Here is a 25638-nt window from a genome sequence, read left to right on the forward strand (position 1 = left end):
GCACCCCTTTCTACTAGCCTGCGAGCGCCTGGAAATCGGCATCGCTCAGGGTGAGCGTGGCGGCGGCGGTGTTCTCCTCTAGGTGCCCCACCGAGGAAGTGCCCGGGATGGGCAGCATCACCGGCGAGCGCCGCAGCAGCCAGGCCAGCGCCACCTGCGCGGGCGTGGCCCCCAGCCGCTCGGCGGTGCCCGCCAGGCTGCTGCCGGGCTTGAGCAGCCTGCCGGTGTCCAGCGGAAACCAGGGGATGAAGCCGATGCCCTCGCGCTCGCAGTAGTCCAGCACGTCCTCGTGCTGGCGGTTGCCCAGGTTGTAGAGATTCTGCACCGTGGCGATCGGCACGATGCTGCGGGCGTGCTCGATCTGCTCCACGTCGACCTCGGAGAGGCCCACGTGGCGGATCTTGCCCTCGCGCCGCATGTCGGCCAGCACGCCGATCTGCTCGTCTGCCGGGTACTTGTCGTCGATGCGGTGCAGCTGGTAGAGGTCGATGTGGTCGAGCTTCAGCCGCCGCAGGCTGCCCTCCAGCGCCGTGCGCAGGTGGGCGGGGTTGCCGTTGGTGACCCACTGGTTGGGGCCGGTGCGGTCGAAGCCGCCCTTGGTGGCGATCAGCAGGCCCTGCGGGTAGGGGTGCAGCGCCTCGGCGATCAGCTCCTCGCTCACGTTCGGGCCGTAGGAGTCGGCGGTGTCGATCAGGTTGATACCCAGCGCGGTGGCCCGCCGCAGCACGCGGATGGCCTCGGCGTGGTCGCGGGGCGGCCCCCACACGCCCGCGCCGGTGATCTGCATCGCGCCATAGCCCAGCCGGTAGACCGGGATGTCCCCGCCGATCTGGAAGGTGCCGCTGGCCAGGGCTGGCTGCTCGTTGGTGGACATAGTACGTGTATCCTTTCCGTTGACGTAAGGCTTGCCTGCCTTTGCTATGCGCTCACGTGAGTGCCATCGCCTTACTACGTAGCGATATCTGTGTAGGATGCACCGTAGCGATTGGCGGGTATGAAGAAGGGGCGGAAGCGAACTTCCACCCCTTGCAGCTTGCTGTTGAGGCCCTCGATCAGCCGTTTGCTGGCGGCTGCGCATTCGGGTCAGCGGTGGGCTGGGGTTGCGCGTTCGGGTCAGCGGTGGGCTGAGGCTGCGCATTCGGGTCAGCGGTGGGCTGAGGCTGCGCATTCGGGTCAGCGGTGGGCTGGGGTTGCGCGTTCGGGTCAGCGGTGGGCTGAGGCTGCGCGTTCGGGTCAGCGGTGGGCTGAGGCTGCGCGTTCGGGTCAGCCGTGGGCTGGGCCGGAGCGTTCGGGTCGGTCGTGGGCGGCGTCAGCAGCGCCGGGTCGATCGTCGGCTGCGCGTTCGGGTCCGGGGTCGGCTGCGCGTTCGGGTCGATCGTGGCCGTGGGCGTGATGGTGGTCGAGAGGAACACCGGCTGACCGTTCGCCCCCATGTCGGCGGGGTTCACGGCGTACTTGTTCGGCCAGGGGCGGAACACGGTGCGGAACAGCTCAGGCTTCCGCTCGGTGCCGTTCTCGGTGATGGTGCGGAAGACCTGGATGGTCATGCCGCCGCGCGCGGTGTCGGTGCGCTTCATCGTGCCGACGGGCTGCTGGGGATCGGGGTAGTACTCGGGCGTGGTGATCGCCGGGGTCTTGGACACGATCTCCTGGGTGAGCGTCACCGTGCGGTTGGGCTTGGTGCCGAACAGCGTCACCTGGGCCAGCGCCTGCTTGGGATCGGCGGTGGCCTGCATCAGCAGCCAGTGGCCGGTGTCGTTGACGAACTTCAGGTCCTGCACGCCGGTGAAGATCGCCGCGTCCAGGCCGGGGCCGTCGCCGTAACTGCCAAGGCCGTACTTATTGTACCAGCTGATATAGTAGGTGTGCTCCTTGCGCTCGGTGATCGGCAGGCCGGCCCAGAAGGCAGCGCGGAACACGGTGGTCGAGTCCTGGCAGATGCCGCCGCCGAACTCAAGCTGGGTGCGGTTCTGGATGATCGCGTAGCCCTGCACGAAGCCGTTGCTCTCGTCGATCTCGCCCACGGTGTTGTTGAACGAGAACTCGTCGCCGGGGCCGATCAAGATACCGTTCAGCAGCTTCATGCCCGCCAGGATGTTGGTGATGCGGTACTTGGCCGAGCCAGTGAAGTCGCTCTTGCCAGTGGCCACCACCTCTTTGATCCCGAGGGTGTCGAGGTTGGCGCTGGTGACGCGCGGGCTGGATGTGGTGGTGGGCAGCGTGACGCTGTGGCTGCCGCCCTCGATGGCGGCGGCGATCATGTCCACGGCCTTGGCCTCATCCACGCGGGTGCCGTTCTCGCCCTCGGCGGTGATCTTCAGGTCGCCGCCGTTCCAGCTCACCCGAGGCTCCTTGGCGGGCTTCTCGGTGCGCTTGGCGGTGAGCGCGATGCGCTCGGCCAGGGCGGCGCGGTCGGCGCTGAGCTTCAGCTTCTGGCCGTCGGCGGTGAAGCTGAGCAGCGGGCCGACGGTCTCGGCATCCCAGGGGTAGTCCTTGCCGCCGATCGTCAGCTTCAGGGGCTGGGCCAGGAACGCCTGGGCCTGGGCCTTGGCGGCCTCGGCGGCCTCCACGCCCACCGGCGCGGGCGCGGGCTTGGTGGTGATCTGCACCTGGGCGGGCTGGCCCTGGGCCAGCGCGGCGGTGGCGGCGCTGGCCGTCGCATCCACATCCATGGCCAGGCCATCGGTGGATGGGGTGACGATCAGCTCGGTGTTGGTGTAGATCACGGTGGCGTTCACCGCATTCTGCGCGATCGCGGGGGCGATGCTCTCCAGGTAGCTGCGCAGCGCGGCCTGGTCGACGGCCACCTTGATGGCGCTGCCATCGACGCTGGCCGTAGCCCCGATCTGCTTGGCGCTGGGCTGCCAGCGCTGGTCGCCGTACAGCAGCACCACCGGCTTGGCGGCGAGCTGTTCGAGCTGTGCCTGCTGGGCGGGCGAGATGGCGGCGGTGGGCGCAGCGGCGGCGGTGGGGCTGGCGGCGGGGCTGGTGGCGCTGGGGGTCTGGGCGGTCTCGCCGCCGCAGGCGGCCAGAGCCAGGCTAAGCAATCCGAGTGTTCCGACCGACAGCGTGCGAGTGAGAATCTGTTTGGGGTGTAACATCATGTGGGATACAGCAACGGAGAATGACTGGGTCGTTTTCGGCACACGGACCTCCACCGTAGAAAACCATGGCACGCTCCGCAGCTTCGTGAATGAATAAATGCGTTCGTGAGAGTAGAGCGTGTTGCTTTAGTTGAACAACAGGTTTGCACTATACCTACTATAGTGGCAATTGTCAATGGTTCCAACGGATGATAGTGCGGTATCTGGCCATCGAGAAGGCGCTATCATCTAATTCTCACCATTGTGTAGGATGTATATCAGCTTCGCCCCGCGCGGGCGCGTGTATAACCGTTGTGCCGACATTTGTCGGCATCTGAAAGCGAAGAGGCTTCGACTATGAGCTACTTGCTAGGTCTGGATATCGGCACGTCGGGGGCCAAGGCCCTGCTGTGCGATGAGGGCGGCGCGGTGCTGGCCACCGCCATGGCCGAGTACCCCCTGCTCACCCCCCAGCCGCTGTGGAGCGAGCAGAACCCCGAGGAATGGTGGCGCGGCGCGCGCGCGGCCCTGGCCGAGGTGGTGCGCAAGGCGGGGGTGCCCGCCGCGCAGATCGTGGGCCTGGGCCTGACAGGCCAGATGCACGGCGCGGTATTTTTGGATGCGGCCGGGCAGGTCATCCGCCCGGCGCTGCTATGGAACGACCAGCGCACCGCCGCCGAGTGCGACGAGATCACCCAGCGCGTGGGCGCGGCCCGCCTGATCGAGATCGCGGGCAACCCGGCGCTCACCGGCTTCCAGGCCCCCAAGATCCTGTGGCTGCGCAACCACGAGCCGCAGCACTACGCGCGGCTGGCCCAGGTGCTGCTGCCCAAGGATTACATCCGCCTGCTGCTCACCGGCGTGAGCGCCGCCGACGCATCCGACGCGGCGGGCACGCTGCTGCTCGACCTGGCGCGGCGCGACTATAGCGACGAGATCCTGGCCAAGCTCGACATCCCGCGCGTCTGGCTGCCCACGGTCTACGAGGGGCCGCAGGTCACTGGCGCGCTGCTGCCCGAGGTGGCCGCCGAGCTGGGCCTGCCCGCCGGGCTTCCGGTGGTGGCGGGCGGCGGCGACAACGCGGCGGCGGCGGTGGGCACCGGCGTGGTGCGCGCTGGCGTGGTCAGCAGCAGCATCGGCACCAGCGGCGTGCTGTTCGCCCACTCCGACGCGATCGCGCTCGACCCGCAGGGGCGGCTGCACAGCTTCTGCCACGCGGTGCCCGGCCAGTACCACCTGATGGCGGTCACGCTCTCGGCGGGCGGCTCGCTGCGCTGGTGGCGCGACCTGCTGCGCGCTGGCGGGGCCACCGTGCCCAGCGGCCTCTCCTACATCGACCTGGAGAACATGGCCGCCACCACCGCGCCTGGGGCCGAGGGCCTGCTGTTCCTGCCCTACCTCACCGGCGAGCGCACCCCTCACCTCGACCCGCTGGCGCGCGGCGCGTTCGTGGGCCTGACGGCGCGGCATACGCTGGCGCACATGTGCCGCGCGGTGCTGGAGGGCGTGGTCTACTCGCTGCGCGACGGTCTGGAGATCATGCGCGGCCTGGATGTGCCGATCACGCAGATCCGCGCCACCGGCGGCGGCGGCAAAAGCCCGATCTGGCGGCAGATGCAGGCCGATATCTACGGGGCCGAGGTGGCGACCCTGACCGCCGAGGAGGGGCCGGCCTACGGCGCGGCGCTGCTGGCGGGCGTGGGCGCTGGCGTGTTCGCCAGCGTGGATGATGCGGTGGGGCGCTGCGTGGCCGTTGCTGGCACCACAACGCCCGACAGCGCGGCGGCGGCGGCCTACGATGCCACCTACGCGGTCTACCGCGACACCTACGCGGCCCTGCGCCCGATCATGCATCGGCTGGCGGGCCTGTAGGCGCTGCGGCGCGTGCGGGCGGCGGCGAGCTTGGCGCTCGCCGCCGCCCGCTTTTTTTGCCCGCCAGCGGCCAGGCTTCGGCGGGGTGAAAAGAGGGCCGGGCGCGGCCATGGCAGCTATGGCCAAACAAGCCGAGATTCGCACCTTGTTGGATGGGGCCAACCCGCCTGCTGATTCGCAGGATGCGGGCCTGCAAGGGCAAGCGGCCTCATACGGTGTCACGTTTTGCGGCTTTACGAGGCGTTCGCGGTGAAAATGCGCGTTGTCGTCGGGTCGACTCATGTCCGCTTTCGTTGGTGTTGGTTCCTCGTGGGGGGGGTGGATGCCCTGCGCGGGCGGCGGCTAGGGGCCAGCCCCCTCACATGGTGCCACTTTTGTAGGCGAGGCTTCTGAATGCGACAAAGCGAACAAGATGGCGTGCCAGACCATACACAAAGGATCACATCTTCTAAAAGCGCTCCCTACACCTCATTCGCGCTAACCCATGATCGCGGCATACCAGCCCACCGTTCCCATGCGGCGAAGGTGCCGGTGATGTTTTGCTGGCCATATGCACGAACACCAGATGCCTGATTTTGGCATAGGAACGCTTCAAATTGGGGTTCCAAGGGGCAACGCCCCTGGCGGGGTTCCAAGGGTGCGGAGCCCTTGGTGCCGCCCGCACAGGGCAGGCACCACCATCCAAAAACACCCACTATTCCACGAAGGCGCACTCTGGCTCAATCAACCGCAACGCGCCGTTTCGTCAACAACGCCTCAGAAAACCATACAAAGTGACACCATGTGAGGGGGCTGGCCCTCACATGGTGTCACTTTTTTTGAGGTGTTTCCCATCAGCGATAGCAGCGGTGGTTGTGGTGTGGGTGGATGCCCTGCGCGGGCGGCGCCGAGGGGCTCGCCCCTCGGAACCCCACGAGGGGGCGTCGCCCCCTTCGAACCCCCAATTTGAAGCATTCCAATGCCGAATGCTGGCGGCTGGTGTTCGTGCATATGGCCAGTGTGCACGAGCGGCACCTTCGCCGCATGGGCCAGGTGGGTGGGGCAGCGATGCGTGACGTAGGGGCGGGTCTGGTGCCCGCCCCTACGTCACGCATCGCCATGTGCGGTGGGCATCGGGCGGCATTGCGATGTCTGCTGCGCATCGCGATGGGGAGGGCATACAACCCGCTCTCCACACCTTCCCCCGCGTCCTTGCGCCTTCGTGGTAAATGGTTCTTTTCTTCCCTTGGAGCCTTGGAGTCTTGGTGGTAAAACGATTCTTATCTCCCCTCCCTGTCTTCGCGTCTTGGTGGTAAAGCGTTCCCCTTTTCGCGCCCTCGCTTGAAAAATAGGCGCGTGCGTGTCACAATGCACAGCAGGTTCGCACCCGCGTGTTCGTCCGGCAGGGCTAGTCCCTGCCTTTCTCATGTATGCTCTGGAGGCCCCATGTCGCTTTCCCGAGGGCGCTACCCCGCCCGTCTGACCCTGCCCGACATCCCCGAGGATGTGCTGGAGCGCTATCGCCTGCACTGGCGCGGCGAGGCGCTGCACACCGCGCCCGAGCAGTTCGCGCCGCTCACCGCCGCCCAGCTCTTCGGCACCGACTCCCCGCTGACGGTCGATGTCGGCTGCGCCACTGGCGAGTTCGTCTGCGGCCTGGCCGAGCTGCACCCCGAGCGGCGCTTTCTGGGCATCGAGATGTCGCGCAAGCCGATCGAGCACGCGGTGGTGCGGGCCAGCGGCCTGGGGCTGGAGAACATCCGCTTTCTGCAGGCCGATGTGACCATGGTCGGCCCGCTGCTGGTGCCCGAGAGCGTGGCCACCTTCTCCATCCACTTTCCGGTGCCCTACACCACCACCCACAAGCGCAAGCACCACACCTACGGCCCGCGCATGCTCGATCACTACCTGCGCGCGCTGGTGCCCGGTGGCCGCATCAGCATCGTCACCGATAGCCCCGATGTGCGGCAGGACGTGCAGGCCATGATGGCCCACGAGCCGCGCCTGCGCGAGATCGCCCAGGATGGCTGGCAGCTCTCGCTCGACGAGCACCTGAAATCGCCCTACCAGCGGCTGTGGGAGAAGCGCGGGCGCGCGATCTGGCGCGCCGAGTACGAGAAGCAGGGCTGATGACGGGATCGCAGATTCTGCTGATCGGGATCACGACGGCGGCGCTGGCCCTGATCGTCTCCAACAAGGTGCGCGCCGATCTGGTGGCGCTGCTGGTGGCGCTGGCCCTAGGCATCACGCGGCTGCTCACCCCCGAGCAGGCCCTGGCTGGTTTCAGCAACAGCGCCGTGATCACCATCGTGGGCCTGTTCGTGATCACCGCCGCGCTGGAGCGCACCGGCGTGGTGCAGTGGCTGGCCGACCGCCTGGCGCTGCTGGGCGGCGGCAGCGAGCTGCGGATCGCGGCCACCTTCATGGCGGCTGGGGCGGTGCTGTCGCTGGTGATGAACAATATCGCGGCGGGCGCGGTGCTGCTGCCCGCCGCCGTGAGCGTGGCGCGGCGGGCCAAGGTGCCCGCATCCAAGGTGCTCATCCCGCTGGCCTACGGCACGCTGTTCGGCGGCATGGCCACGCTGTTCACCACCGCCAACATCATCCTGAGCGGCAACCTAGAGGCCCAGGGCCAGCGCGGCCTGACCATGGTCGATTTTCTGCCCACCGGCGGCCTGATCGCGCTGGCGGGCATTGCCAGCATGCTGCTGGCGGGCCGCCACCTGCTGCCCCGCCGCGAGTCGGTGGGCCGCAGCGCCATGCGCCGCCCCGATCTGACCAAGACCTACCAGCTGGCCGAGCGGCTGTGGGAGGTGCGCGTGGGCCACGGCTCGCCGCTGATCGCCCTGCGCCTGAGCGACAGCGTGATCGGCGCACAGCTGGGCATCACGGTGCTGGGCATCTGGCGCGGGCGCGAGGCCAAGATCCCGGCCTCGGCAGAAGACGTGATCGCCGACGGCGATATTCTGCTGGTGCTGGGCCGCGAGGAGCGGGTGCGCCAGCTGGAGAACTATTCCACCACCATTGGGCGCAACAGCGCCGCCGAGGCCTCGCGGCTCTCGGTGCTGCTGGGCGAGGTGCTGATCGCGCCGCGCTCGCAGGCCATCGGCCAGACGCTGAAGGAGCTGCGCTTTCGCAGCAAGTTCGCCATGACCGCCGTGGCGATCTGGCGCGAGGGCCGGGCCTACCGCACCGACGTGGGCGACTTCGAGCTAGAGGCGGGCGATGCGCTGCTGCTGGTCGGCCCCGCCGAGCAGTTTCAGCGCCTGGCCGAGGAGCCGGGCTTTATCGTGCTCGACCAGCCGCAGCGGCAGGCGGCGCAGACCACCCAGAAGGCCCCGCTGGCCCTGCTGATCACGGCGGGCATGCTGGCGCTGGCCGCCCTGCGGCTGGTGCCCACCCCCGAGGCCATGCTGGCGGGCGCGGCGCTGCTGGTGATCACTGGCTGCATGAACATGGAAGAGGCCTACCGCGCGATCGAGTGGCGGGTGGTAGTGCTGATCGCGGGCATGCTGCCGGTGGGCACCGCGCTGGTGGCCACCGGCCTCTCCGCCCAGGTGGGCGGCCTGCTCACCTCCGGCGTGTTTGCATCCAGCCCGCTGGCTCTGGTAGGCGGGCTGTTCGTGCTCACCGTGGCGCTGACGCAGTTTGTGGGCGGCCAGGTGGCCTCGCTGATCATCGGGCCGATCGCGGTGAGCGCGGCCATGCAGCTGGGCATCAGCCCGCAGGCCGTGGCGGTGGCGGTCTCGATCGCCTGCTCCACCGCCTTCCTCACCCCGATCGCCCACCCCGTGAACGTGCTGATGATGGGCCCGGGCGGCTACAGCTTTGGCGACTTCGTGCGCGCGGGCGCGCTGATGACGGCGGTGACGCTGGGCATGCTGCTGGTGCTGATGCCGCTGCTGTGGGGCGTGGGGCTGTGATCTTCTTCACGCCTCTGCCGCGCCGCTGTCATGAGATTGCCACGCCGTTCTCAGATCGCGGGTGATACAATACCGCTGTGCCGCCGAACAACCCGCAACCCTGGCGGCTGGAGGTCTCCCGCTTGAACCGACTGACACAGCAGGGCGCGTATCGCTACAACGAGCTGCTCCACGAATCGCGCTCTTTCCTCTCCCGGCGCTTCCCCACCGCGCTCTGGCAGGGCGACCCCGCGCAGCCCACGGTGGCGCTCACCTTCGACGATGGCCCGAGCCAGCGCGACCTGGGGCGCATCTTGGCGAGCCTGGATGCGGCGGGCGCGGTGGCCACGTTCTTCTTCATTGGCGAGAAGGTGCCCGCCGCCCCGCAGCTGGTGCGCGAGGTGGCCCGCGCAGGCCACCAGATCGGCCTGCACGGCTACCGCCACCGCCCCTTCACCAGCACGCGCCCCGAGCTGCTGCGCGCCGAGCTGCTGCTGGCCCGCACGCTGATCGGCAGGCTGTGCGGCTGGTGCCCCGAGCAGCTGCGCGACGTGCGCCCGCCCTACGGCATGTTTTCGCCCGCTACGCTGCGCGCCCTGGATCGCTGGGGCTACCGCGCGGTGATGTGGAGCCTGGTGCCCTTCCACTGGCAGATCAGCGCGCCCATGGCCCACGGCCAGATCCAGCGCCGCCTGCGCAGCGGCTCGCTGATCGTGCTGCACGAGGACATGGCCCACGGCCCGCCGGTGGGCGATCTGCTCGACACCACGCTGGCGCACATCCGTAGCGCGGGCCTGCGCACCATCACCATCGACGAGATGTGGCGCTCGCACCCCCGCGCGCCCTCGCCGCTGCCGTTGGCGGTCTAGCTCGCAGGGTCTATGCGTTCTGGATAAAGCGCCGATTCTTGCACCACCAAGACTCCAAGACCCCAAGGAAAGAAGGGGACGAATACCACGAAGGCGCGAAGACACGAAGGGAAGAAAACCGATTCATCATCAGGCGAGGCGTCATCAGAAAAAACGTATACGCCCTGCTCTAGCCCGCGCCACGCTGAATTGCGGGCGGCAAAAGCTGGTATAGTAGATGTCTCAGATGTCTGATCGATTGTGTATGTGCCCTGCGGCGGGCGGCGGACGGCAGCGGGGCCATCCGCCGCCAGCGCCCGCCGCCAGAGCAGGGTAGGAGCTTCCGTTGACCGAGATCGATAGAACGCTGATCTTGCGGGCGCGTCACCGCTGGGAGGCCGAGGATGGGTCGCCCGCCCCGCTGGGCGTGCGCTGGATCCCCGCCGAGCAGGCCTATAACTTCGCGCTCTACTCGCGCCACGCCACCAGCGTCACGCTGCTGCTCTACGGCGAGCACGACGTGGTGGAGCCGTGCATCGAGTGCCCGCTCGATCATTTTCGCAATAAAACGGGCTATATCTGGCACTGCCGCCTGCCGCTGAAGGATATGAAGGACGCCACCTACTACGCCTACCGCGTGGATGGCCCCTTCGAGCCGCGCTACGGCCACCGCTTCAACCCCCAGAAGCTGCTGCTCGACCCCTACGCCCCGGCGGTGTTCTTCCCGCGCAACTTCAGCCGCGAGGCCGCCATCCGCCCCGGCAGAAACGACGGTATGGCCCCGCTGGGCATCATCCCGCCGCACCTGGCCCGCAGCACGGTGCCGCGCCCGCTGCGCCCCACCCACACCCACGACACGGTGATCTACGAGGTGCACGTCAAGGGCTTCACCGCCCACCACTCCTCCGGCGTGTCGTTTGCCAGCCGGGGCACCTTCGCCGGGCTGATCGAGAAGATCCCCTACCTGAAGGATCTGGGTGTGACCGCCGTGGAGCTGCTGCCGGTGCACCAGTACGACCCCGAGGAGGGCAACTACTGGGGCTACATGACGCTCAACTTCTTCTCGCCCCACCACGCCTACAGCGCCTCCGGCGACGCCGTGGCCGAGTTTCGCGTGATGGTAGACGCCTTCCACGAGGCTGGGATCGAGGTGCTGCTGGATGTGGTCTATAACCACACCACCGAGGGCGACGAGCGCGGCCCGACCTACAGCATGCGCGGGCTGGACAATAGTATCTACTACCTGCTGAAGGGCGCGCAGAACCACTACGCCAACGACGCAGGCACCGGCAACGTGCTGCGCTGCGCCCGCCCGGTGGTGCGCAAGATGATCATCGACAGCCTGCGCCTGTGGGCCGCCGAGATGGGGGTGGATGGCTTCCGCTTCGATCTGGCCTCGATCTTCACGCGCAACGACGACGGCAGCGTGAACCTCGGCGACCCGCCCATGATCGCCGAGGTCAGCTCGTTCGCCGCCGAGTACGACGTGCGCCTGATCGCCGAGGCCTGGGACATCGACAGCTACCAGCTAGGGCGCTCGTTCCCCGGTACCACCTGGCTGCAGTGGAACGGCAAGTTCCGCGACGACATCCGCGCCTTTGTGCGCGGCGACCCCGGCAAGGTGCCCGACCTGATGCGCCGCCTCTACGGCTCGGATGACCTGTTCCCCGACACGCTGGCCGACGCCTACCGGCCCTACCAGAGCGTGAACTTCATCACCGCCCACGACGGCTTCTGCCTCTACGATCTGGTGAGCTACAACCACAAGCACAACGAGGTGAACGGCCATAACAACATGGATGGCTCGGACAACAACATCTCGTGGAACTGCGGCTGGGAGGGCGATGCGGGCGTGCCCGATGCGGTGATGCGCCTGCGCAAGCGCCAGGTGCGCAACTTCTTCACGCTGCTGCTGCTGGCCAACGGCACGCCCATGTTCTGCGCGGGCGACGAGTTCCTGAATACCCAGCGCGGCAACAACAACCCCTACAACCAGGATAACGAGATCACCTGGCTCAACTGGGATCTGCTGGAGCGCAACCGCGCCACCCACCGCTTTGTGAAGCACATGATCGCCTTCCGCAAGGCCCACCCGACCCTAGGCCGCAGCCGCTACTGGCGCGAGGACATCCGCTGGTATGGCGTCGGCCCCGCGCCCGACCTCGCGCCTTCGTCGCATAGCATCGCCTTCTGCCTGCACGGCGAGAGCCAGCTGGATGACGACCTGTACGTGATGATCAACGGCTACCACTCCGACCTGCTGTTCGAGCTGCAGGAGGGCGCGCCCGGCCAGTGGCTGCGCGTGGTGGACACTAGCCTGCCCAGCCCCGACGACATCGCCGAGCCGGGCAGCCAGATCACGCTCTACACCCAGCACTACTCGGTGCGCGGGCGCTCGATCGTGGTGCTGCGTCGGCCCTTCCAGGGCAAGGAGCGCGAGGCCGCAAGCGGCTAGGCGCGGCGTGATTTTCGGGCATACAGCGGCGGCGGGGGCATATGCCCCCGCCGCCTTGCTGCGCCTAGCCCTTGCGCGAGGTCTGGCTGGCGTAGGTGCTCTCGAAGATCTTGTCGGCGTTGCCCGCCTCGAAGCCGTCGCGGCGCATGGCGCGGGTGATCTGGGCCTTGGGCAGGTGGGCGTAGGGCGCGAGCGGCCTGCGCTCGGCGAATTCCACGTACGACCCCGAGATCATGTGGCGCTCGCCCCCGGCGAACTCGGCCTCGATCATCTCGGCCACGGTCGAGCTCTGCAGCAGCCCGCCGTCGGGGCTGGACTTGATCGTGCCGCCCGCGTTGTTCAGCTTCAGCCCGTTGCGCTCCAGGAAGCTGTTGAAGGTCTCGATCGAGTCGTAGCCCACGGGCAGGTTGTGGATGCTGATCGTGAAGTGGTTGAGGTAGTAGCGGTTGTAGATCACCCAGGCGGCGTACTCGCTCTCGACGCTTAGCCGCTGGTAGTCGGCCCAGGTGGGCAGCCGCCACAGCGCGCGATGCAGGAACCCGTCGACCTGCGCGGCGTCGTCTAGGTCCAGGTCATCCACGGGGTCGTGCGTCACCTCGTCGGTGTACGAGCGGATGATGGCCTGGGCCTCGTCGCTCAGGTCGCCCACGCGCAGCTCGCTCACGAAGATGCGCGGGAAGTGCGGCGCGGGCGGGCTGTACCAGTAGGCGTCGAGCTTCTTGGTGGCGAAGGACAGCGGCTCGCGGCGCTCGTAGCCGTAGCGCAGGAAGATCTTCTCGAACGAGCGGATGCCGAGCTGGGGCACGCCCATGGTGCGGAAGGCGATGTGGTCGTTCTCGATGTCCTCGGGCCGCTCGATGATGCCCTCGCGCACCATCGCCCGCACGATGGTGCCCACGTCGGGCACGCGCTCCTGGTAGCGGCGCATCAGGCCGTCGAGGACATGCTGGAGGATGTCGTGCTGGTGGAGGGTAGCCGATGCCATACTGCGCTCCTTTAGTGCAGAGGGTGGGAAACACCGTTGTTGCCACGAATGTCGGCACGGCTACTGTAGCGCACGCGCTGGCCCGCTGTCAAGGCTGAAGCCAGCTGGGAGCAGGTCCGATGCGTTCTCGATACACCGGCGATTCTTTACCACGAAGACGCGAAGGCACGAAGGGGGAAATCGCGAGCAATTTTGCGCCTCTGTGTTTTCGTGGTATTCGTTTTCTGTGTTTCTTGCCGTCTTGGTGGTGAAAAATCTGTCGAGAGCGCATATGGCCTGCCAGCTGGGCGCATGCCACGCGGAGACAGAGGTGACAGGGGAATTCGGTCCGCCAGCGCTTGGCCCAGCTTTCCCGCTGCGGTGGCGATTATGGCCAGCTGGCGTATCGCGGCGCCTTCGCCGGATGGGCGAGGCCGCATCAGGTCAACGGGCTACAGCTTCGATCAGGATGGTTGTGCTTGGTAGGTGGGTGGATGCCCTCCGCAGGGGCACTTTTTTGTTCAGAGCAGTCGGATGCGGCAGCGCCCATCCAAACGCGTGCCGGGGCATGCTGGACACGAGGAACGCCTGATGATGCCGTACCCTCGGTAGGCGATGCCGTGCCAGCGATGCGATCCGTGCAGTAGGGGCGGGTCTGGTGCCCGCCCACGCCGTCGTCATCGCCCGCATCGTCGGAACATTTGATGCGGGCGATGACGACAGCATAGAATACATCGCCATGCTGCGAGATCATCGGATGGATTTCGATGCAGATGGCGGACTGCGATGGGGCGGGCATGAAACCCGCCCCTACACCCGATGATCAGCATTGCGGGCATCGCTCCCGGCCCGCTGCTCGCAATGCTGATCATCGCTGATGCCTACCCACCTGGCCCATGCGGCGAAGGTGCCGCTATGGTCTTCATGGCCATATGCACGAATGCTAGCTGCCAGCGGGCAGCATGGGAACACCCAAAATTGGCGGTTCCAAGGGGGCAATGTCCCCTGGCGGGGTTCACAGGGGCTGGCCCCTGTGCGCCGCCCGCGCAGGGCATCCACCCACTAAACAATTATTACCGCCATCACTGCTGGGAAACGCGTCAAAAAAGTGCCCCTGTTGAGGGGCATTGCTCTTGGCGAGGTTTCAAGGGAGCGGAGCCTTTGGCACCGCCCGCATCAGGCTGTCAGCAACCAGCTACGAGGAACCACCATGATGGAATCCGCAGCCAGGTCGGCCCGACCAGGCAACGCTCCAAGCATTGCCTACGGTCGACCCGACGCGGATGATCGAACCCGCATCCAAACATGCCTGCATGCGCCCTACGCGCTGCGCATGCGGTCGCGCAGCGAGATGATGGTTTGGCCGTAGGTGGTGCCCGGCACCGCCCACTTGCCGTTCAGCCCGATGATCGTGGGGGCCACGCCGCGGTAGGATGCGGGCAGCGGGCGCACCGTCATCGCATAGTCGATCAGTCGCTGCTGCATGTCGTTCTGCGGCGTCTTGAGCGCGTAGGCCAGCAGCCGCCCCAGGTGCGCCGCCACCGCGTCGTCATTCCACTCGGCGAAGCTCACGCCCTCGTACCAGCGGCCATCGCGGTAGGCCCAGCGCGAGGCGTCGCCGTTGGGCGGCGCGTCGGGCGCGCCCGGCATGCTCTGCCCGGTGACGCCGATGCCCGCCGGGTTGCGGCGCGGGCGCAGCGACCACCACGAGGTGATGCTGCCGGTCTCGTGGCACATCTGCGCGATGGCGAGGAACCAGTCCATCCCCGCCGCATCGCCCAGGCTCTGGTAGGCCGCCACGATCTGGGCCAGGTCGTAGTCGGTGTAGCTGGCGTCGGCTCGGGGGGCCAGCCAGCGCACGGCGGCGTCGGGGGGGCCGCTGGCCGGGCCGACGATCGGCGCGTCGCCGCTGGTGGGCGTGGCGGTCGGCCCGCTGGTGGGTGCGGTGGTGGCCGTGGGCTGTATGGTTGCGGTGGGCGTGCTGGTGGGCGTTGGCGTGGCCGTCGGTGTGGGCGTCGGCAGCGGCTTCATCACCAGGGGCAGCCACACCGGCCCCGCCGTAGGGGTGGCGCTGGGCGTGCTGGTGGCATCGGCGGTGGGCGTGGCCTCGTCGCTGGCGGTCGCGCCAGGCGCACGCAGCAGGTAGTCCACCCCGGCGAGCGTGCAGGTGGTGATGGCCACGGTCAGAAATTGTCGTCGTGATGGCATAGGGCCTATGGCTGTGCTCTTGGTGCGCGGGTGCGCCGGTTGCATTATACTAGAAACCCTGCGCTTGCCAAGGGAGCAAAACTGATACAAAATCCTGGTGCGCGGGCGCTGTTGCCCGCGCCGCCGAGCAGAACCGAGGGCGATCATGGGCGATACTCTTCTGGCCGACCTGCGCGCCAGCGTGCGCGGCGAGGTGCGCGGCGATGATGTGACGCGCGCGCTCTACGCCACCGACGCCAGCATCTACCAGATCCCGCCGCTGGCCGTGGTGGTGCCGATCGATGAGGCCGATGTGGCCGCCGCGCTGGCCGTGGCCCGCCGCCACGGGGCCGCGATCACGCCGCGCGGCGGGGCCACCAGCCTGGCCGGGCAGACCGTTGGGCGCAGCGTGCACCTCGATTTCACCACCCACATGCGCTACCTGCTGGAGCTGAATGTGCAGGAGAGCTACGCCTGGGTCGAGCCGGGCATGGTGCTGGATGAGCTGAACGCCCTGCTCGCGCCCCACAGCCTGATGTTCGCGCCCGACATCTCGCCGGGCAACCGCGCCACCATCGGCGGCATGGTCTCCAACAACTCGTCGGGCATGTACTCGCTGCGCTACGGCAAGACCATCGACCACGTGCTGGCGCTGCGGGTGCTGCTGGCCGATGGCAGCGTGGCCACGCTCGGCCCGCTGAGCGCAGAGGAGCTGCGCTCCAAGCTCACGCTCGACAGCCTGGAGGGACGGGCCTACCGCGCGGTGCGTCGCCTGGCCCGCGAGCATGCCGAGGAGATCGAGCAGCGCTACCCCAAGCTGCTGCGGCGGGTGGGCGGCTACAACCTGGATTCCTTCGCGCAGCCGGGCGAGGCGCGGCCCTTCAGCCTCGCGCCCATGGTGGTCGGCTCCGAGGGCACGCTGGCGATCATCCTGGCCGCCCAGCTGCGGCTCACGCCGCGCCCCAGCCATACCGGCATCGGCGTGCTGGCCTTCGCCACGCTGGATGCGGCGCTGGACGCCGTGGTGCCCTGCCTGGAGACCGACCCGGCGGCGGTGGAGCTGATGGACGACATCCTGCTGCGCCTCACCCGCCAGTCGCGCGAGTACGGCGGCTACCTTGCCCAGTTCGTGCAGGGCGAGCCGGGCGCGCTGCTGCAGGTCGAGTACTTCGGCGCGACGCCCGCCGAGGTGGATGCGCAGCTGACCCAGCTTGAGTCCCACCTGGCGCGGCGCGGCGTGGCCTGCGCCATCACCCGCGTCACCACGCCCCAGGTGAGGCAGGCCGTGCTGCAGGTGCGCAAGGCCGGGCTGCCGCTGCTGCAGTCGATCTCGCCCGACCTGCGCCCCGAGACCTTTGTCGAGGACTCGGCGGTGGACCCGGCGCGGCTGGCCGCCTACATCCGCCAGTTCCGCAGCATCTGCCACGCCGAGGGTGTGGAGGTGGCGTTCTACGGCCACGCCTCGGTGGGCCTGATGCACGCCCGCCCGCTGATCAACCTGAAGCTGGCCGAGGATGTGGTGCGGATGCGGCGGATCGCCGAGGCGGTGCGCGACCTGGTGATCGAGTACGGCGGGTCGCTCTCGGGCGAGCACGGCGACGGCATGCTGCGCGGCGAGTTCGTGCGCGACATGTACGGCCCGCAGCTCTACGAGGCCTTCCGCGAGCTCAAGCGCACCTTCGACCCCAAGAATATCCTCAACCCCGGCAAGATCGTCGACGCGCCCAAGATGGACAGCAACCTGCGCTACGGCGGCGGCTACCACACCATCCCGCTGGAGACACACTTTCGCTTTGCGGATGCGGGCGGCATGGCGGGCGCGGCGGAGCTGTGCAACGGCAACGGGCTGTGCCGCAAGACCGCCAGCGGGACGATGTGCCCCAGCTACATGGTCACCCGCGACGAGCGCCACTCCACACGCGGGCGGGCCAACGCGCTGCGCATGGTGCTCTCCGGCGCGCTGCCCGAGGCCGAGCTGACCTCGCCGCGCATGAAGGACGTGATGGATCTGTGCCTGGAGTGCAAGGGCTGCACCGGCGAGTGCCCCTCGCGCGTGAACATGACGCGGCTGAAGTCGGAGTGGCTGTCGCGCTACTACCGCGAGCACGGCGTGCCGCTGCGCACCTGGCTGTTTGGCCACATCAACCTGCTCAGCCGCCTGGCCGCGCCCGTCGCGCCGCTGGTTAACTGGGGCATGGGCCTGCCCTTCGCTGGGCTGCTGGCCGAGCGGCTGCTGGGCATCAGCAGGCACCGCAGGCTGCCCGCCTTCGCCAGCGCGCCCTTCGCGCCCGCGTTCCGGCGCGGCCACGCGGGCGGCGGGCAGGGGCGGCCCACGGTGGTGCTGTTCCCCGACACCTTCGCAAACTACAACGACCCCCACATCGCCCACGCGGCGGTGCGCGTGATCGAGCGGGCGGGCTACCGCGTGGTGCTGCCCGAGCGGCAGGTCTGCTGCGGTCGCCCGCTGATCTCGAAGGGGCTACTGGATGATCTGAGGCCGCTGATCGCCCAGCAGATCGAGGCGCTGGCCCCCTACGCCGAGGCCGGGCTGCCGATCGTGGGCCTGGAGCCGAGCTGCATCCTGACCTTCCGCGACGAGTACCCCGACCTGACCGACGACCCGCGCGTGGCCGCGATCGCCCGCCAGACCATGCTGCTGGATGAGTTCCTCGACCGCGAGCTGGCCAGCGGGCGGGCCAGGCTCGACTTCGCTCCGGCGGGCGGCCAGTTTCTGCTGCACGGCCACTGCCACCAGAAAGCCCTGGTGGGCACCCAGCACATGGCCGCGCTGCTGCGGCGCATCCCAGGCGCGCAGGTGCGCGAGGTGGACAGCGGCTGCTGCGGCATGGCCGGGTCGTTCGGCTACGAGGCCGAGCACGACGCGATCTCGCGCAAGATCGCCGAGCGCGCCCTGGCCCCCGCCGTGCGCGCCCTGCCGCCCGATGCCACGGTGGTGGCCATGGGCACCAGCTGCCGCCAGCAGATCGCCGACGTGGCCCAGCGCCCCGCCCGCCACCTGGCCGAGGTGCTGGCCGACGCGCTGGCCTAGCGCGCCTGCGCCTCCAGCCCCAGCGCGGTGGGCATGCCGTCGATACTAGCCATGTTCTTCTCGTGGCGGTAGGCGGTGATGCCCTCCACGCCCTTGGCCTCGGCCCAGCGCTCCATGGTGTCGCGCTGGCTCACAAAGTCCATCAGCGGCACGCCGAACCCGCACGAGGTCTGCACCCGCTCAACATCCACCACGATGATCTGGCGGGTGCTGGGGTGGCTGGGGAAGCGCGCGGCCAGCGCGGCCCACTCGGGGCTGCTGGGCAGCACGGTGCGGCCCTGGCCGTACAGCCGCAGGATGTTGGGCGGGCCGGAGAAGGCGCAGAACATCACCGTGATCCGCCCGTTCTCGATCAGGTGGGCCGAGGTCTCGTTGCTGCTGCCGGTGCCATCCTGGTAGGCTACCTGCAGCGGCGAGAGGATGCGGAAGCAGTCCAGCCCCTTGGGCGAGACGTTCACGTGGCCCTGGGCGCTCAGCGGGGCGCTGGCCACAAAGAAGATGGGCTGGGCCTGGATAAACTCGGCCAGGTGGTCGGTGATCTGCTCATACAGCTTTGCCATCGGGTTCCTCCTTCATTCGCTTCTCGTGCGCTGATTGTAGCATCGCCGCTGGCTCTATTTCCCCCGTATTTTGGCTGAAAAATGAGCGGGTGCCGCGCGCGGACGTGGTAGAATAACTGCCCACAGGAAAGTGTGCACGATAGCCTGCTATGCGTCTGGCCCGCCCGCGCATGGCCGAAGGATGGGCCGCGTTCGCCTATGCAGTATGTATTGAGATGGCCGCCCGCCGCGACGGCCCGCCGCGCCGTACCCGTGTGGCGCTGGGCGGCTGCGCTGGCTGCCGCGTGCGCCGTGGCCCTGGCCGCGATCTGGCTGGCCTACCGCGCCCCGCTGGATCTGCGCTACGATGTGGGCGGCGAGCCTGCGCCGCTGTTCGGCACCTACGGCAGCGAGCGCAACAGCAGCTTCAGCTACATCTACACCAGCGGCAAGGCGCTGCTGGTCATCCCCCAGGCTGGGGGTGGGCCGCAGATCGCCCGCCTGACGCTAGGCGGGCCAGCGCTGGGCACGCCGGTGCACGCCCAGCTGCGCGCTGGGGGCGACACGCTCGACCTGGGCGCGGTGCGCGAGCGGCGGGTCTACCACATCCTTACGCCGGTCTCCGACCATGGCGACATCCGCGCCGACCTGCTGAGCGAGACGGCCAGGCTGCCGGGCGACCGCCGTCCGCTGGGGCTGCTGGTCGACACCATCGCCGTGGACTCGCCGCGCGATGTGCCGCCGCCGCCCTTCGCGCTGCTCACCGGCGTGGTGGCGGCGCTCACGCTGGCGGCGCTGGCGGGCCTGCTGCCGCTGCCGCTGGCGGCGCGGGCCGCCCTGGGCGGCGGCGCGGCGGCGCTGGCCCTGGCCGGGCTGTGGGCCGCGCGCGGGCGCATGGAGCTGCCGCCGCTGTGGTGGCAGGCCTGCACGTCGGCCTTTGTGCTGGGCTGTGCGCTGCTGGTGCGCAGCGGCTGGGTGCTGCGCGCCCGCTGCGGGGCCGCCGTGGGCGCGATGTTCGCGGTCTGGCGCGTGGGGCTGTGGCTGGCGGCGGCCTTCGCGCTCTGGTTCAGCAGCGCCCTCAACCGTATCGGCACGGCGCTCTCGCGCGATGGCAACTCGTATGGGCGCGACGGCCTGCTGTGGAACACCCTGGTGCAGGGCTGGAACCAGTGGGACAGCGAGCACTACACCACTATCGCCCACACCGGCTACGTGCTCGACAGCCGCTGGCCCAACGTGGCCTTTTTCCCGCTCTACCCGCTGGTCATCCGCCCCGCCGCGCTGCTGCTGGGCGGCGACTACAACCTGGCGGCGGTGCTGGTGGCCAACCTGGCCTTCCTGGCCGCGCTGCTGCTGCTCTACCAGCTGGTGGCGGGCGACTTCGGGCGGCGCGTGGCGGTCTTCGCCGTGCTGTTCGCGCTGCTGGTGCCCACCTCGTTCTTCTTCGGCGCGGCCTATAGCGAGTCGCTGGCGCTGCTGCTGGTGGTGGCGGCGATCTGGGCCATCCGGCGCGAGCTATGGTGGCTGGCGGGCATCGTCGGCTTCCTGCTGGCGCTCACGCGCATCCCTGGCGTGGCCATCGCGCCGCTGCTGGCCCTGGCCTACCTGCGCAGCATGGGCTGGCGCTGGCGGGCGGTGCGCTGGCCCATGCTGGCGGCGGCGCTGCCGCCGCTGGGCGTGGCGGCGTTTATGGCCTTCCAGTGGTGGAAGTTCGGCACGCCCTTTGCCTTCATGCAGGCGCAGCGGGCCTGGGAGAACACGCTCAGCCCGCCGTGGGTGCTGCCGCTCAACCTGTGCGTTGAGCCATTTCACCAGCAGGCCTGGCCGAATGTGGTGTTCCAGGGGCTGTTCTACGTGGGGTTTGTGGGGGCGGCGGCGCTGGCGCTGTTCCGCCTGCCCATGGCCTACGGCCTCTCCACCGCGCTGCTGCTGCTGCCGCCGCTGCTCAGCAGCTGGGTGTGGAGCGTCTCGCGCCATGTGCTGATCGGGGTGGCGGTCTACGTGCTGCTGGCCCAGGCGGCGGCGCGCTGGCGCTGGGCCAGGTGGGTCGCGCCGCTGCTGCTGGTGCCGCTGCTGCTGCTGGCCGCCATGCTGTTCGTGAACGGCTGGTGGGTGGCCTAGTTCGGCTCGCCGCTGAACCGGCGGTACTGCTCGATCCGCAGGGCCAGCCGCGCCCCGAGGGCCGGGCTGGCGCTGGCCAGCGCCTGATGGATCTCGCGCGCCTCCGCGCGGTAGCCCCGCCGCCGCGCCTCGGTCCAGTACGAGGGCGGGCGCTCCAGGTTGCAGATCCGGTCGGCCAGCTTCACCAGCCACACCGCGCTGGGCTGCTGCTGGATGCGGCGCAGGCTGTCGGGCATCTGCTCATCCTTCAGCAGCGCCGGGTTTTTGCTCAGCGCCTGCACGCCGTGCAGCACCGCCTCGCCGAACTGCTCGCCCAGCTGGCGCGGCGTCACCTCGGTGTCCTCCAGCACATCGTGCAGCAGGGCGCACTGCACGGCCAGGTCGGCATCGTGCGACGGCTCGGCCACCAGGGCGGTCATCACCTCCATCGCCACGCTGCCCACGTGCAGCAGGTAGGGCAGCTCGGTGCCCGGGAAGCGCTGGCCCAGGTGGGCCTCGGCGGCGAAGCGGTAGGCGGCGTGGTAGGATTCGGGTGACCATGGCGCGCTCATCATCTGTCCTTTCGTCACATTCCGTCGGGTAGTTCGATCTGCCAGATCTTGATCGTGGTATCCTCGCTGGCGCTGGCCAGCAGCGGCAGGGCCGGGTGCCAATCCACCGCCAGCACGCTGCTGGTGTGGCCCTGGATGGTGGCGAAGGCCGTGCCCCGCCGCATGTCCCAGAGCCAGATCCGGCCATCCTTACACCCACATGCTACCACGGGAAAGCGGCTGTGCCAGGCCAGGCAGCGCACCCAGTCGGGCAGGTGGCCCCAGGTCTCGATCAGCGCGCCGCGCTCCACATCCCACAGCCGCAGCGTCTCATCCAGGCTGCCGCTCAGCACATAGGCCCCATCCGGGCTGAAGATTGCCGCCGAGGCGTACCAGGTGTGGCCCTTCAGGATGTGGATCTGCTCGCCCGTGGTGCCCCACATGCGGATGCTCATGTCCTCGCTGGCGCTGGCCAGCAGCGGGCGGCTGGGGTGGGCCGCCACGGCGGTCACGCCGCCAGTGTGCCCGGCCAGCGTGGCCTGCGCGGCCAGGGTCTGCGCATCCACCAGGCAGATCCGGCTGTCGGCGCTGGCGCTGGCCAGCAGCCCGCCCGGCGCGTGCAGCGCCAGCGCGGTGATCCGGCTCTGGTGCAGCTGCTTGCCCGCGCGCGGCTGGCTCGAACCCTGGCCCCACAGCCGCAGCGTGCGGTCGCTGCTGCCGCTGGCCAGCGTGTGCTGCTGTGGGTTCCAGGCCGCGCACGTCACCCAGCCGGGGTGCTGCCAGGTGGCGTGGCAGCGGTAGTCCGCCGCCTGCCACAGCCGCAGCGTGCGGTCCTTGCTGCCGCTGGCCAGCTGGCTTCCGTCGGGCGACCACGCCACGGCGCGCACCGCATCGGCGTGGGCGCTGAGCGTGGCCCGCAGTGCGGCGGGCGATGCAGGTTCGAGCGGGAGATAGTTTCGTACAGGGGTGGACATAGGGTGCCTCGCTACGATGGCGCTCGTCTATGGTGGCAGGCGGCGCAGATTGTTCGTAGGTCGCGCGACTGTGCGGTTGTCCGTACCGTTGATAGCTGCTGATTATACCAGAGCGCGGGGCCGCCTGCCTACGATGGCGGGTGCGAAATATCTTGTACGCCAGTGTGAGGAGAAAACGAGTCTGCCTGCGCTGAGCGCGGTTTTCCCGCTATGGTGGAGATTATGGCCAGCCGCCATCCTGCCGCACCTTCGCTGGATGGGCGAGGCCGCAGTCACGCTACACAGGCCCTTCCCCAAGCTACACAGGCCCTTCCCCGAGCTACACAGGCCCTTCCCCAAACTACACAGGCCCTTCCCCAAACTACACAGGCCCTTCCCCAAGCTACACAGGCCCTTCCCCAAGCTACACAGGCCCTTCCCCAAGCTACACAGGCCCTTCCCCAAGCTACACAGGCCCTTCCCCAAGCTACACAGGCCCTTCCCCAATGAACAAACGGCGCTGAAGAATGAGAAGACCCAGCCTCCCACCCGGCCCATGCGGCGAAGGTGCCGCTCGTGCACACTGGCCATATGCACGAACACCAGCGGCCAGCGGGCAGCACGGGAACGCCCAAAATTGGGGGTTCCAAGGGGGCATCGCCCCATGGCGGGGTTCACAGGGGCTGGCCCCTGTGCGCCGCCCGCGCAGGGCACACACCAACCAAAAATGCGGAACCATCACCATCGAAGCCGCAGCCGGTCGCGCCAACCGAGCAACGCTGCAAGCATTGCCTACGGTTGGCGCGACCCCAACCCGACGCGGAATCACCATCATCGAAGCCGCAGCCGGTCGCGCCAACCGAGCAGGGCACGCACCCGCTGCCCAATTTGAACACCCCGCCGCCCCCGTTTATACTACCCAGCAGAAACACCAACACAGCAGAGGTACCCCATGACCACGATCACCCCAGCGCTGCGCGCGCTGCTTCACGAGCTTGTCGACACTGGCCGCGTCCCTGGCCTCGCCCTCGCCGTCCAGCCCGACGACGGCCCGATTGAGCACGTGGCCGTCGGCAGCGACGCCGCAGGCCAGCCGCTCACCGAACAGTCGCTGTTCATCGTTGCCTCCATCACCAAGATGGCCACCGCGCTGGCGGTGCTGCGCCTCGTCGACCGTGGCCTGCTGGCCCTCGACGACCAGCTGTCCGACCACCTGCCCTCGGCCCTGGCCGCGCAGGATGGCGTCACCATCCGCTCGCTGCTCTGCCACACCAGTGGGCTGCCGATCGACATCCCGCCCGAGCTGGCCCCCTATGCCCCCGGCCTCACCTGGGCCGCGCTGGCCGAGGCCGCGCTGCTCACCCCGCCGGAGGCCGCGCCGTGGGCGCGGGTGCAGTACTCCAACGTGGGCTACGGCCTGCTGGCCCTAGTGGCCCAGGAGCGCGCCGGGCTGCCCTTCGCCGACCTGCTGGCCCAGCAGGTGCTTGCGCCGCTGGGCATCGAGGGCTACCTGGGCGTCGAGCCGCCGCGCCCCGTGGCTCGCCTGGCCGACGTGCGCGGCGACCGCGCCCGCGACGCCGAGCTGCAGCCCTTCAACTCGCCGTTCTACCGCTCGCTGGCCCTGCCCTGGGCGGGCCTCGTCACCAGCCCTGCGGGCGCGCTGGCCATCGTCCGCGCCTTTGCGGGCTTCCCGCAGGGCTTCCTGGGCGAGCCGCTGCGCCGCGAGGCCGTGGCCGACCAGACCCGCGGCCTGGGCGGCGGCTTCCAGCCCCCGCTGATCTGGCACCCCTGCCCATGGGGGCTAGGCCCCGAGCTGCGCGGCGCAAAAGAGCCCCACTGGACGCCCAGCGCGGCCTCGCCCGCATCCTTCGGCCACAGCGGCGCGTCGGGCTGCGTGGCCTGGCACGACCCCGAGCGCCGCATCTCGTGGGCGCTGATCGGCACGCGCACCGCCGAGAACGGCTGGCTGCTGCGGCGCGGCAGCGCCGTGGCCACGCTGCTGCTGGGCCAGGGCTAGCGGCGGCGCGGCAGCCCCAGCGACAGCCGCCGGGGCAGGCGCTGGGCGGGCAGCGTGCGGTCCGAGGTCCACTGGGCGTAGGGGGCCACCGTCAGCACCGCCAGCGCCAGCACCACCGCGTCGTAGTTCACCCGCCAGCCCGCGAAATCGCGCCAGGCCTGGTCGAGATCGGCCCGCAGCGGCACGTGGTTGGCGTGCATCTCGGCGCAGGCCTGCAGAAACTCCTCCTTCGAGATGCTGATCGGCGTCTCAGGGAACTGGGGGTTTTCGGGGTAGCGGATGCCGAAGTAGTCGGCGATCCGTCGCAGCGCCAGGTAGCCCGCCCGCAGCGTCAGGTCGGCCTGCGAGTCGCGGGGCAGGTTCAGCACGGCGGATCGCAGCGCGGCGGCGTCGAGGATGGTGCCCGCCGCCGTCACCCACGAGTGGCCGGGCTGGGGCGAGCGGAAGAACACCAGCGCGGGGTACGAGGTGTGGCTCTCCTCGATCTCGGCGAACCACACCTCCCAGCTGCGCCAGAGGTCGCTCAGCTGGCCCATGCCCTTGATCCGCTGGTAGCGGCTCAGCAGCTCGGCGGCGAAGGGCGGCTCGCCCGCGCGCACCGCCAGCAGCGTCACCGCCGCCTCGCGCCGGGCGAACGCGCTGTACATGGTGGGCAGGTACGAGATCAGCAGCGCGATCAGCACCAGCCCCAGCGCCGCCTCCGAGAAGGCCAGCGCGGCCTCGGGGATGCCATCCACCGTGGAGAAGCCCAGGGTCAGCAGCGAGGAGCCGCTGAGCAGGAAGGCATCGGCCCACGAAGGTTCGCCCGCCGCCAGAAACAGCAGCGTGTAGCCCGCCATGATCATCACCACCCACGCCAGCGCCAGCAGCAGCAGCAGCATGGGCGAGAAAAGCGCCATGGCCGAGTCGCGCTGGGCGTACTCGGCCATGGTGTTGGTGTAGGTGCTAAACACCCTGCGGACCGCCACAAACACCCCGCGCACGATCACATCCGACACGGCGCGGGGCAGCACAAAGGTCTCGATCGCCGACGTGAGCGCGGCCAGCACCATCGCCGCCCCGGTGAATCCATACAGCACACGAATGATCAGCAGCAGCAACGGGCATCCTCTCTCGCTCAGGTTGGGCGCTTCGGAGCC

Annotated in this window: 16 protein-coding genes; 8 read left to right on the forward strand and 8 right to left on the reverse strand. The window is 68.9% G+C overall.

Annotation, left to right across the window (positions count from 1 at the left end):
* Window positions 1-13: 13 nt before the first annotated feature.
* Together F8S13_21065 and F8S13_21070 are read right to left on the reverse strand one after the other, a co-directional pair.
* Complete coding sequence (locus F8S13_21065; GenBank protein KAB8141015.1) at window positions 14-874, reverse strand: oxidoreductase; 861 nt, start codon at window positions 872-874, stop codon at window positions 14-16.
* 178 nt (window positions 875-1052) lie between these two features.
* Window positions 1053-3047 carry a vanomycin resistance protein VanB gene (locus F8S13_21070; protein KAB8141016.1) on the reverse strand — a complete coding sequence of 665 codons (1995 nt, stop codon included), beginning with the start codon at window positions 3045-3047 and terminating at the stop codon, window positions 1053-1055.
* 393 nt (window positions 3048-3440) lie between these two features.
* Here F8S13_21070 and xylB point away from each other — a divergent pair, with 393 nt between their 5' ends.
* The 5 genes from xylB to F8S13_21095 all read left to right on the forward strand — a co-directional run bounded on the left by xylB (window position 3441) and on the right by F8S13_21095 (window position 12139).
* Window positions 3441-4955: a xylulokinase gene (gene xylB, locus F8S13_21075; protein KAB8141017.1), complete on the forward strand. Its 1515-nt coding sequence runs from the start codon at window positions 3441-3443 to the stop codon at window positions 4953-4955.
* 1347 nt (window positions 4956-6302) lie between these two features.
* Complete coding sequence (locus F8S13_21080) at window positions 6303-7064, forward strand: methyltransferase domain-containing protein (protein ID KAB8141018.1); 762 nt, start codon at window positions 6303-6305, stop codon at window positions 7062-7064.
* Window positions 7064-8857 carry an SLC13 family permease gene (locus F8S13_21085; GenBank protein KAB8141019.1) on the forward strand — a complete coding sequence of 598 codons (1794 nt, stop codon included), beginning with the start codon at window positions 7064-7066 and terminating at the stop codon, window positions 8855-8857. The genes F8S13_21080 and F8S13_21085 overlap by 1 nt, the downstream gene beginning before the upstream one ends.
* Before the next feature lie 77 nt (window positions 8858-8934).
* Window positions 8935-9705 (forward strand): polysaccharide deacetylase family protein, encoded by a 771-nt coding sequence (locus F8S13_21090; GenBank protein KAB8141020.1) that lies wholly within the window; start codon window positions 8935-8937, stop codon window positions 9703-9705.
* 352 nt (window positions 9706-10057) lie between these two features.
* On the forward strand, window positions 10058-12139 hold the full coding sequence (locus F8S13_21095) for a glycogen-debranching protein (GenBank protein KAB8141090.1): 2082 nt from the start codon (window positions 10058-10060) through the stop codon (window positions 12137-12139).
* A 64-nt stretch (window positions 12140-12203) separates the two neighbouring features.
* Here the strand turns inward: F8S13_21095 and F8S13_21100 are convergent, their stop codons facing one another.
* Window positions 12204-13124: a DUF1338 domain-containing protein gene (locus F8S13_21100; protein KAB8141021.1), complete on the reverse strand. Its 921-nt coding sequence runs from the start codon at window positions 13122-13124 to the stop codon at window positions 12204-12206.
* A 1299-nt stretch (window positions 13125-14423) separates the two neighbouring features.
* Window positions 14424-15134 carry a hypothetical protein gene (locus F8S13_21105; GenBank protein ID KAB8141091.1) on the reverse strand — a complete coding sequence of 237 codons (711 nt, stop codon included), beginning with the start codon at window positions 15132-15134 and terminating at the stop codon, window positions 14424-14426.
* A gap of 322 nt (window positions 15135-15456) precedes the next feature.
* Between F8S13_21105 and F8S13_21110 the strand changes: the two genes are divergently transcribed.
* The gene (locus F8S13_21110) at window positions 15457-18339 is read left to right on the forward strand and encodes an FAD-binding protein (GenBank protein ID KAB8141022.1); all 2883 of its coding nucleotides are present in this window, start codon (window positions 15457-15459) and stop codon (window positions 18337-18339) included.
* Here F8S13_21110 and F8S13_21115 read toward each other — a convergent pair.
* Entirely contained in the window at window positions 18336-18899 is a 564-nt protein-coding gene (locus tag F8S13_21115) for a pyridoxamine 5'-phosphate oxidase family protein (GenBank protein ID KAB8141023.1), read from the reverse strand. The two genes, F8S13_21110 and F8S13_21115, sit on opposite strands and share 4 nt — an antisense overlap.
* Before the next feature lie 210 nt (window positions 18900-19109).
* On the opposite strand from F8S13_21115, the gene F8S13_21120 reads away from it, so the two are divergent.
* The gene (locus tag F8S13_21120; protein ID KAB8141024.1) at window positions 19110-20999 is read left to right on the forward strand and encodes a hypothetical protein; all 1890 of its coding nucleotides are present in this window, start codon (window positions 19110-19112) and stop codon (window positions 20997-20999) included.
* Here the strand turns inward: F8S13_21120 and F8S13_21125 are convergent.
* Entirely contained in the window at window positions 20996-21550 is a 555-nt protein-coding gene (locus F8S13_21125; protein ID KAB8141025.1) for a bifunctional (p)ppGpp synthetase/guanosine-3',5'-bis(diphosphate) 3'-pyrophosphohydrolase, read from the reverse strand. The genes F8S13_21120 and F8S13_21125 overlap by 4 nt on opposite strands.
* Window positions 21551-21564: 14 nt before the next feature.
* Complete coding sequence (locus F8S13_21130; protein KAB8141026.1) at window positions 21565-22503, reverse strand: WD40 repeat domain-containing protein; 939 nt, start codon at window positions 22501-22503, stop codon at window positions 21565-21567.
* A 931-nt stretch (window positions 22504-23434) separates the two neighbouring features.
* Here F8S13_21130 and F8S13_21135 point away from each other — a divergent pair.
* Window positions 23435-24499 (forward strand): beta-lactamase family protein, encoded by a 1065-nt coding sequence (locus F8S13_21135; GenBank protein ID KAB8141027.1) that lies wholly within the window; start codon window positions 23435-23437, stop codon window positions 24497-24499.
* Here the strand turns inward: F8S13_21135 and F8S13_21140 are convergent.
* A complete protein-coding gene (locus tag F8S13_21140) occupies window positions 24496-25551 on the reverse strand; it encodes a hypothetical protein (protein ID KAB8141092.1) in 1056 nt (351 codons plus the stop codon). The two genes, F8S13_21135 and F8S13_21140, sit on opposite strands and share 4 nt — an antisense overlap.
* Window positions 25552-25638 lie beyond the last annotated feature (87 nt).

It is taken from the genome of Chloroflexia bacterium SDU3-3, from assembly GCA_009268125.1.
Taxonomy (GTDB): Bacteria; Chloroflexota; Chloroflexia; order Chloroflexales; family Roseiflexaceae; genus SDU3-3.

Bases quoted from the DNA above. Each gene is read 5' to 3' on its own strand.
- F8S13_21065 (KAB8141015.1), bottom strand. From the start codon at position 874: ATGTCCACCAACGAGCAGCCAGCCCTGGCCAGCGGCACCTTCCAGATC.
- xylB (KAB8141017.1), top strand. From the start codon at position 3,441: ATGAGCTACTTGCTAGGTCTGGATATCGGCACGTCGGGGGCCAAGGCC.
- F8S13_21080 (KAB8141018.1), top strand. From the start codon at position 6,303: ATGCACAGCAGGTTCGCACCCGCGTGTTCGTCCGGCAGGGCTAGTCCC.
- F8S13_21085 (KAB8141019.1), top strand. From the start codon at position 7,064: ATGACGGGATCGCAGATTCTGCTGATCGGGATCACGACGGCGGCGCTG.
- F8S13_21100 (KAB8141021.1), bottom strand. From the start codon at position 13,124: ATGGCATCGGCTACCCTCCACCAGCACGACATCCTCCAGCATGTCCTC.
- F8S13_21105 (KAB8141091.1), bottom strand. From the start codon at position 15,134: ATGAAGCCGCTGCCGACGCCCACACCGACGGCCACGCCAACGCCCACC.
- F8S13_21110 (KAB8141022.1), top strand. From the start codon at position 15,457: ATGGGCGATACTCTTCTGGCCGACCTGCGCGCCAGCGTGCGCGGCGAG.
- F8S13_21115 (KAB8141023.1), bottom strand. From the start codon at position 18,899: ATGGCAAAGCTGTATGAGCAGATCACCGACCACCTGGCCGAGTTTATC.
- F8S13_21125 (KAB8141025.1), bottom strand. From the start codon at position 21,550: ATGAGCGCGCCATGGTCACCCGAATCCTACCACGCCGCCTACCGCTTC.
- F8S13_21130 (KAB8141026.1), bottom strand. From the start codon at position 22,503: ATGTCCACCCCTGTACGAAACTATCTCCCGCTCGAACCTGCATCGCCC.
- F8S13_21135 (KAB8141027.1), top strand. From the start codon at position 23,435: ATGACCACGATCACCCCAGCGCTGCGCGCGCTGCTTCACGAGCTTGTC.
- F8S13_21140 (KAB8141092.1), bottom strand. From the start codon at position 25,551: ATGGTGCTGGCCGCGCTCACGTCGGCGATCGAGACCTTTGTGCTGCCC.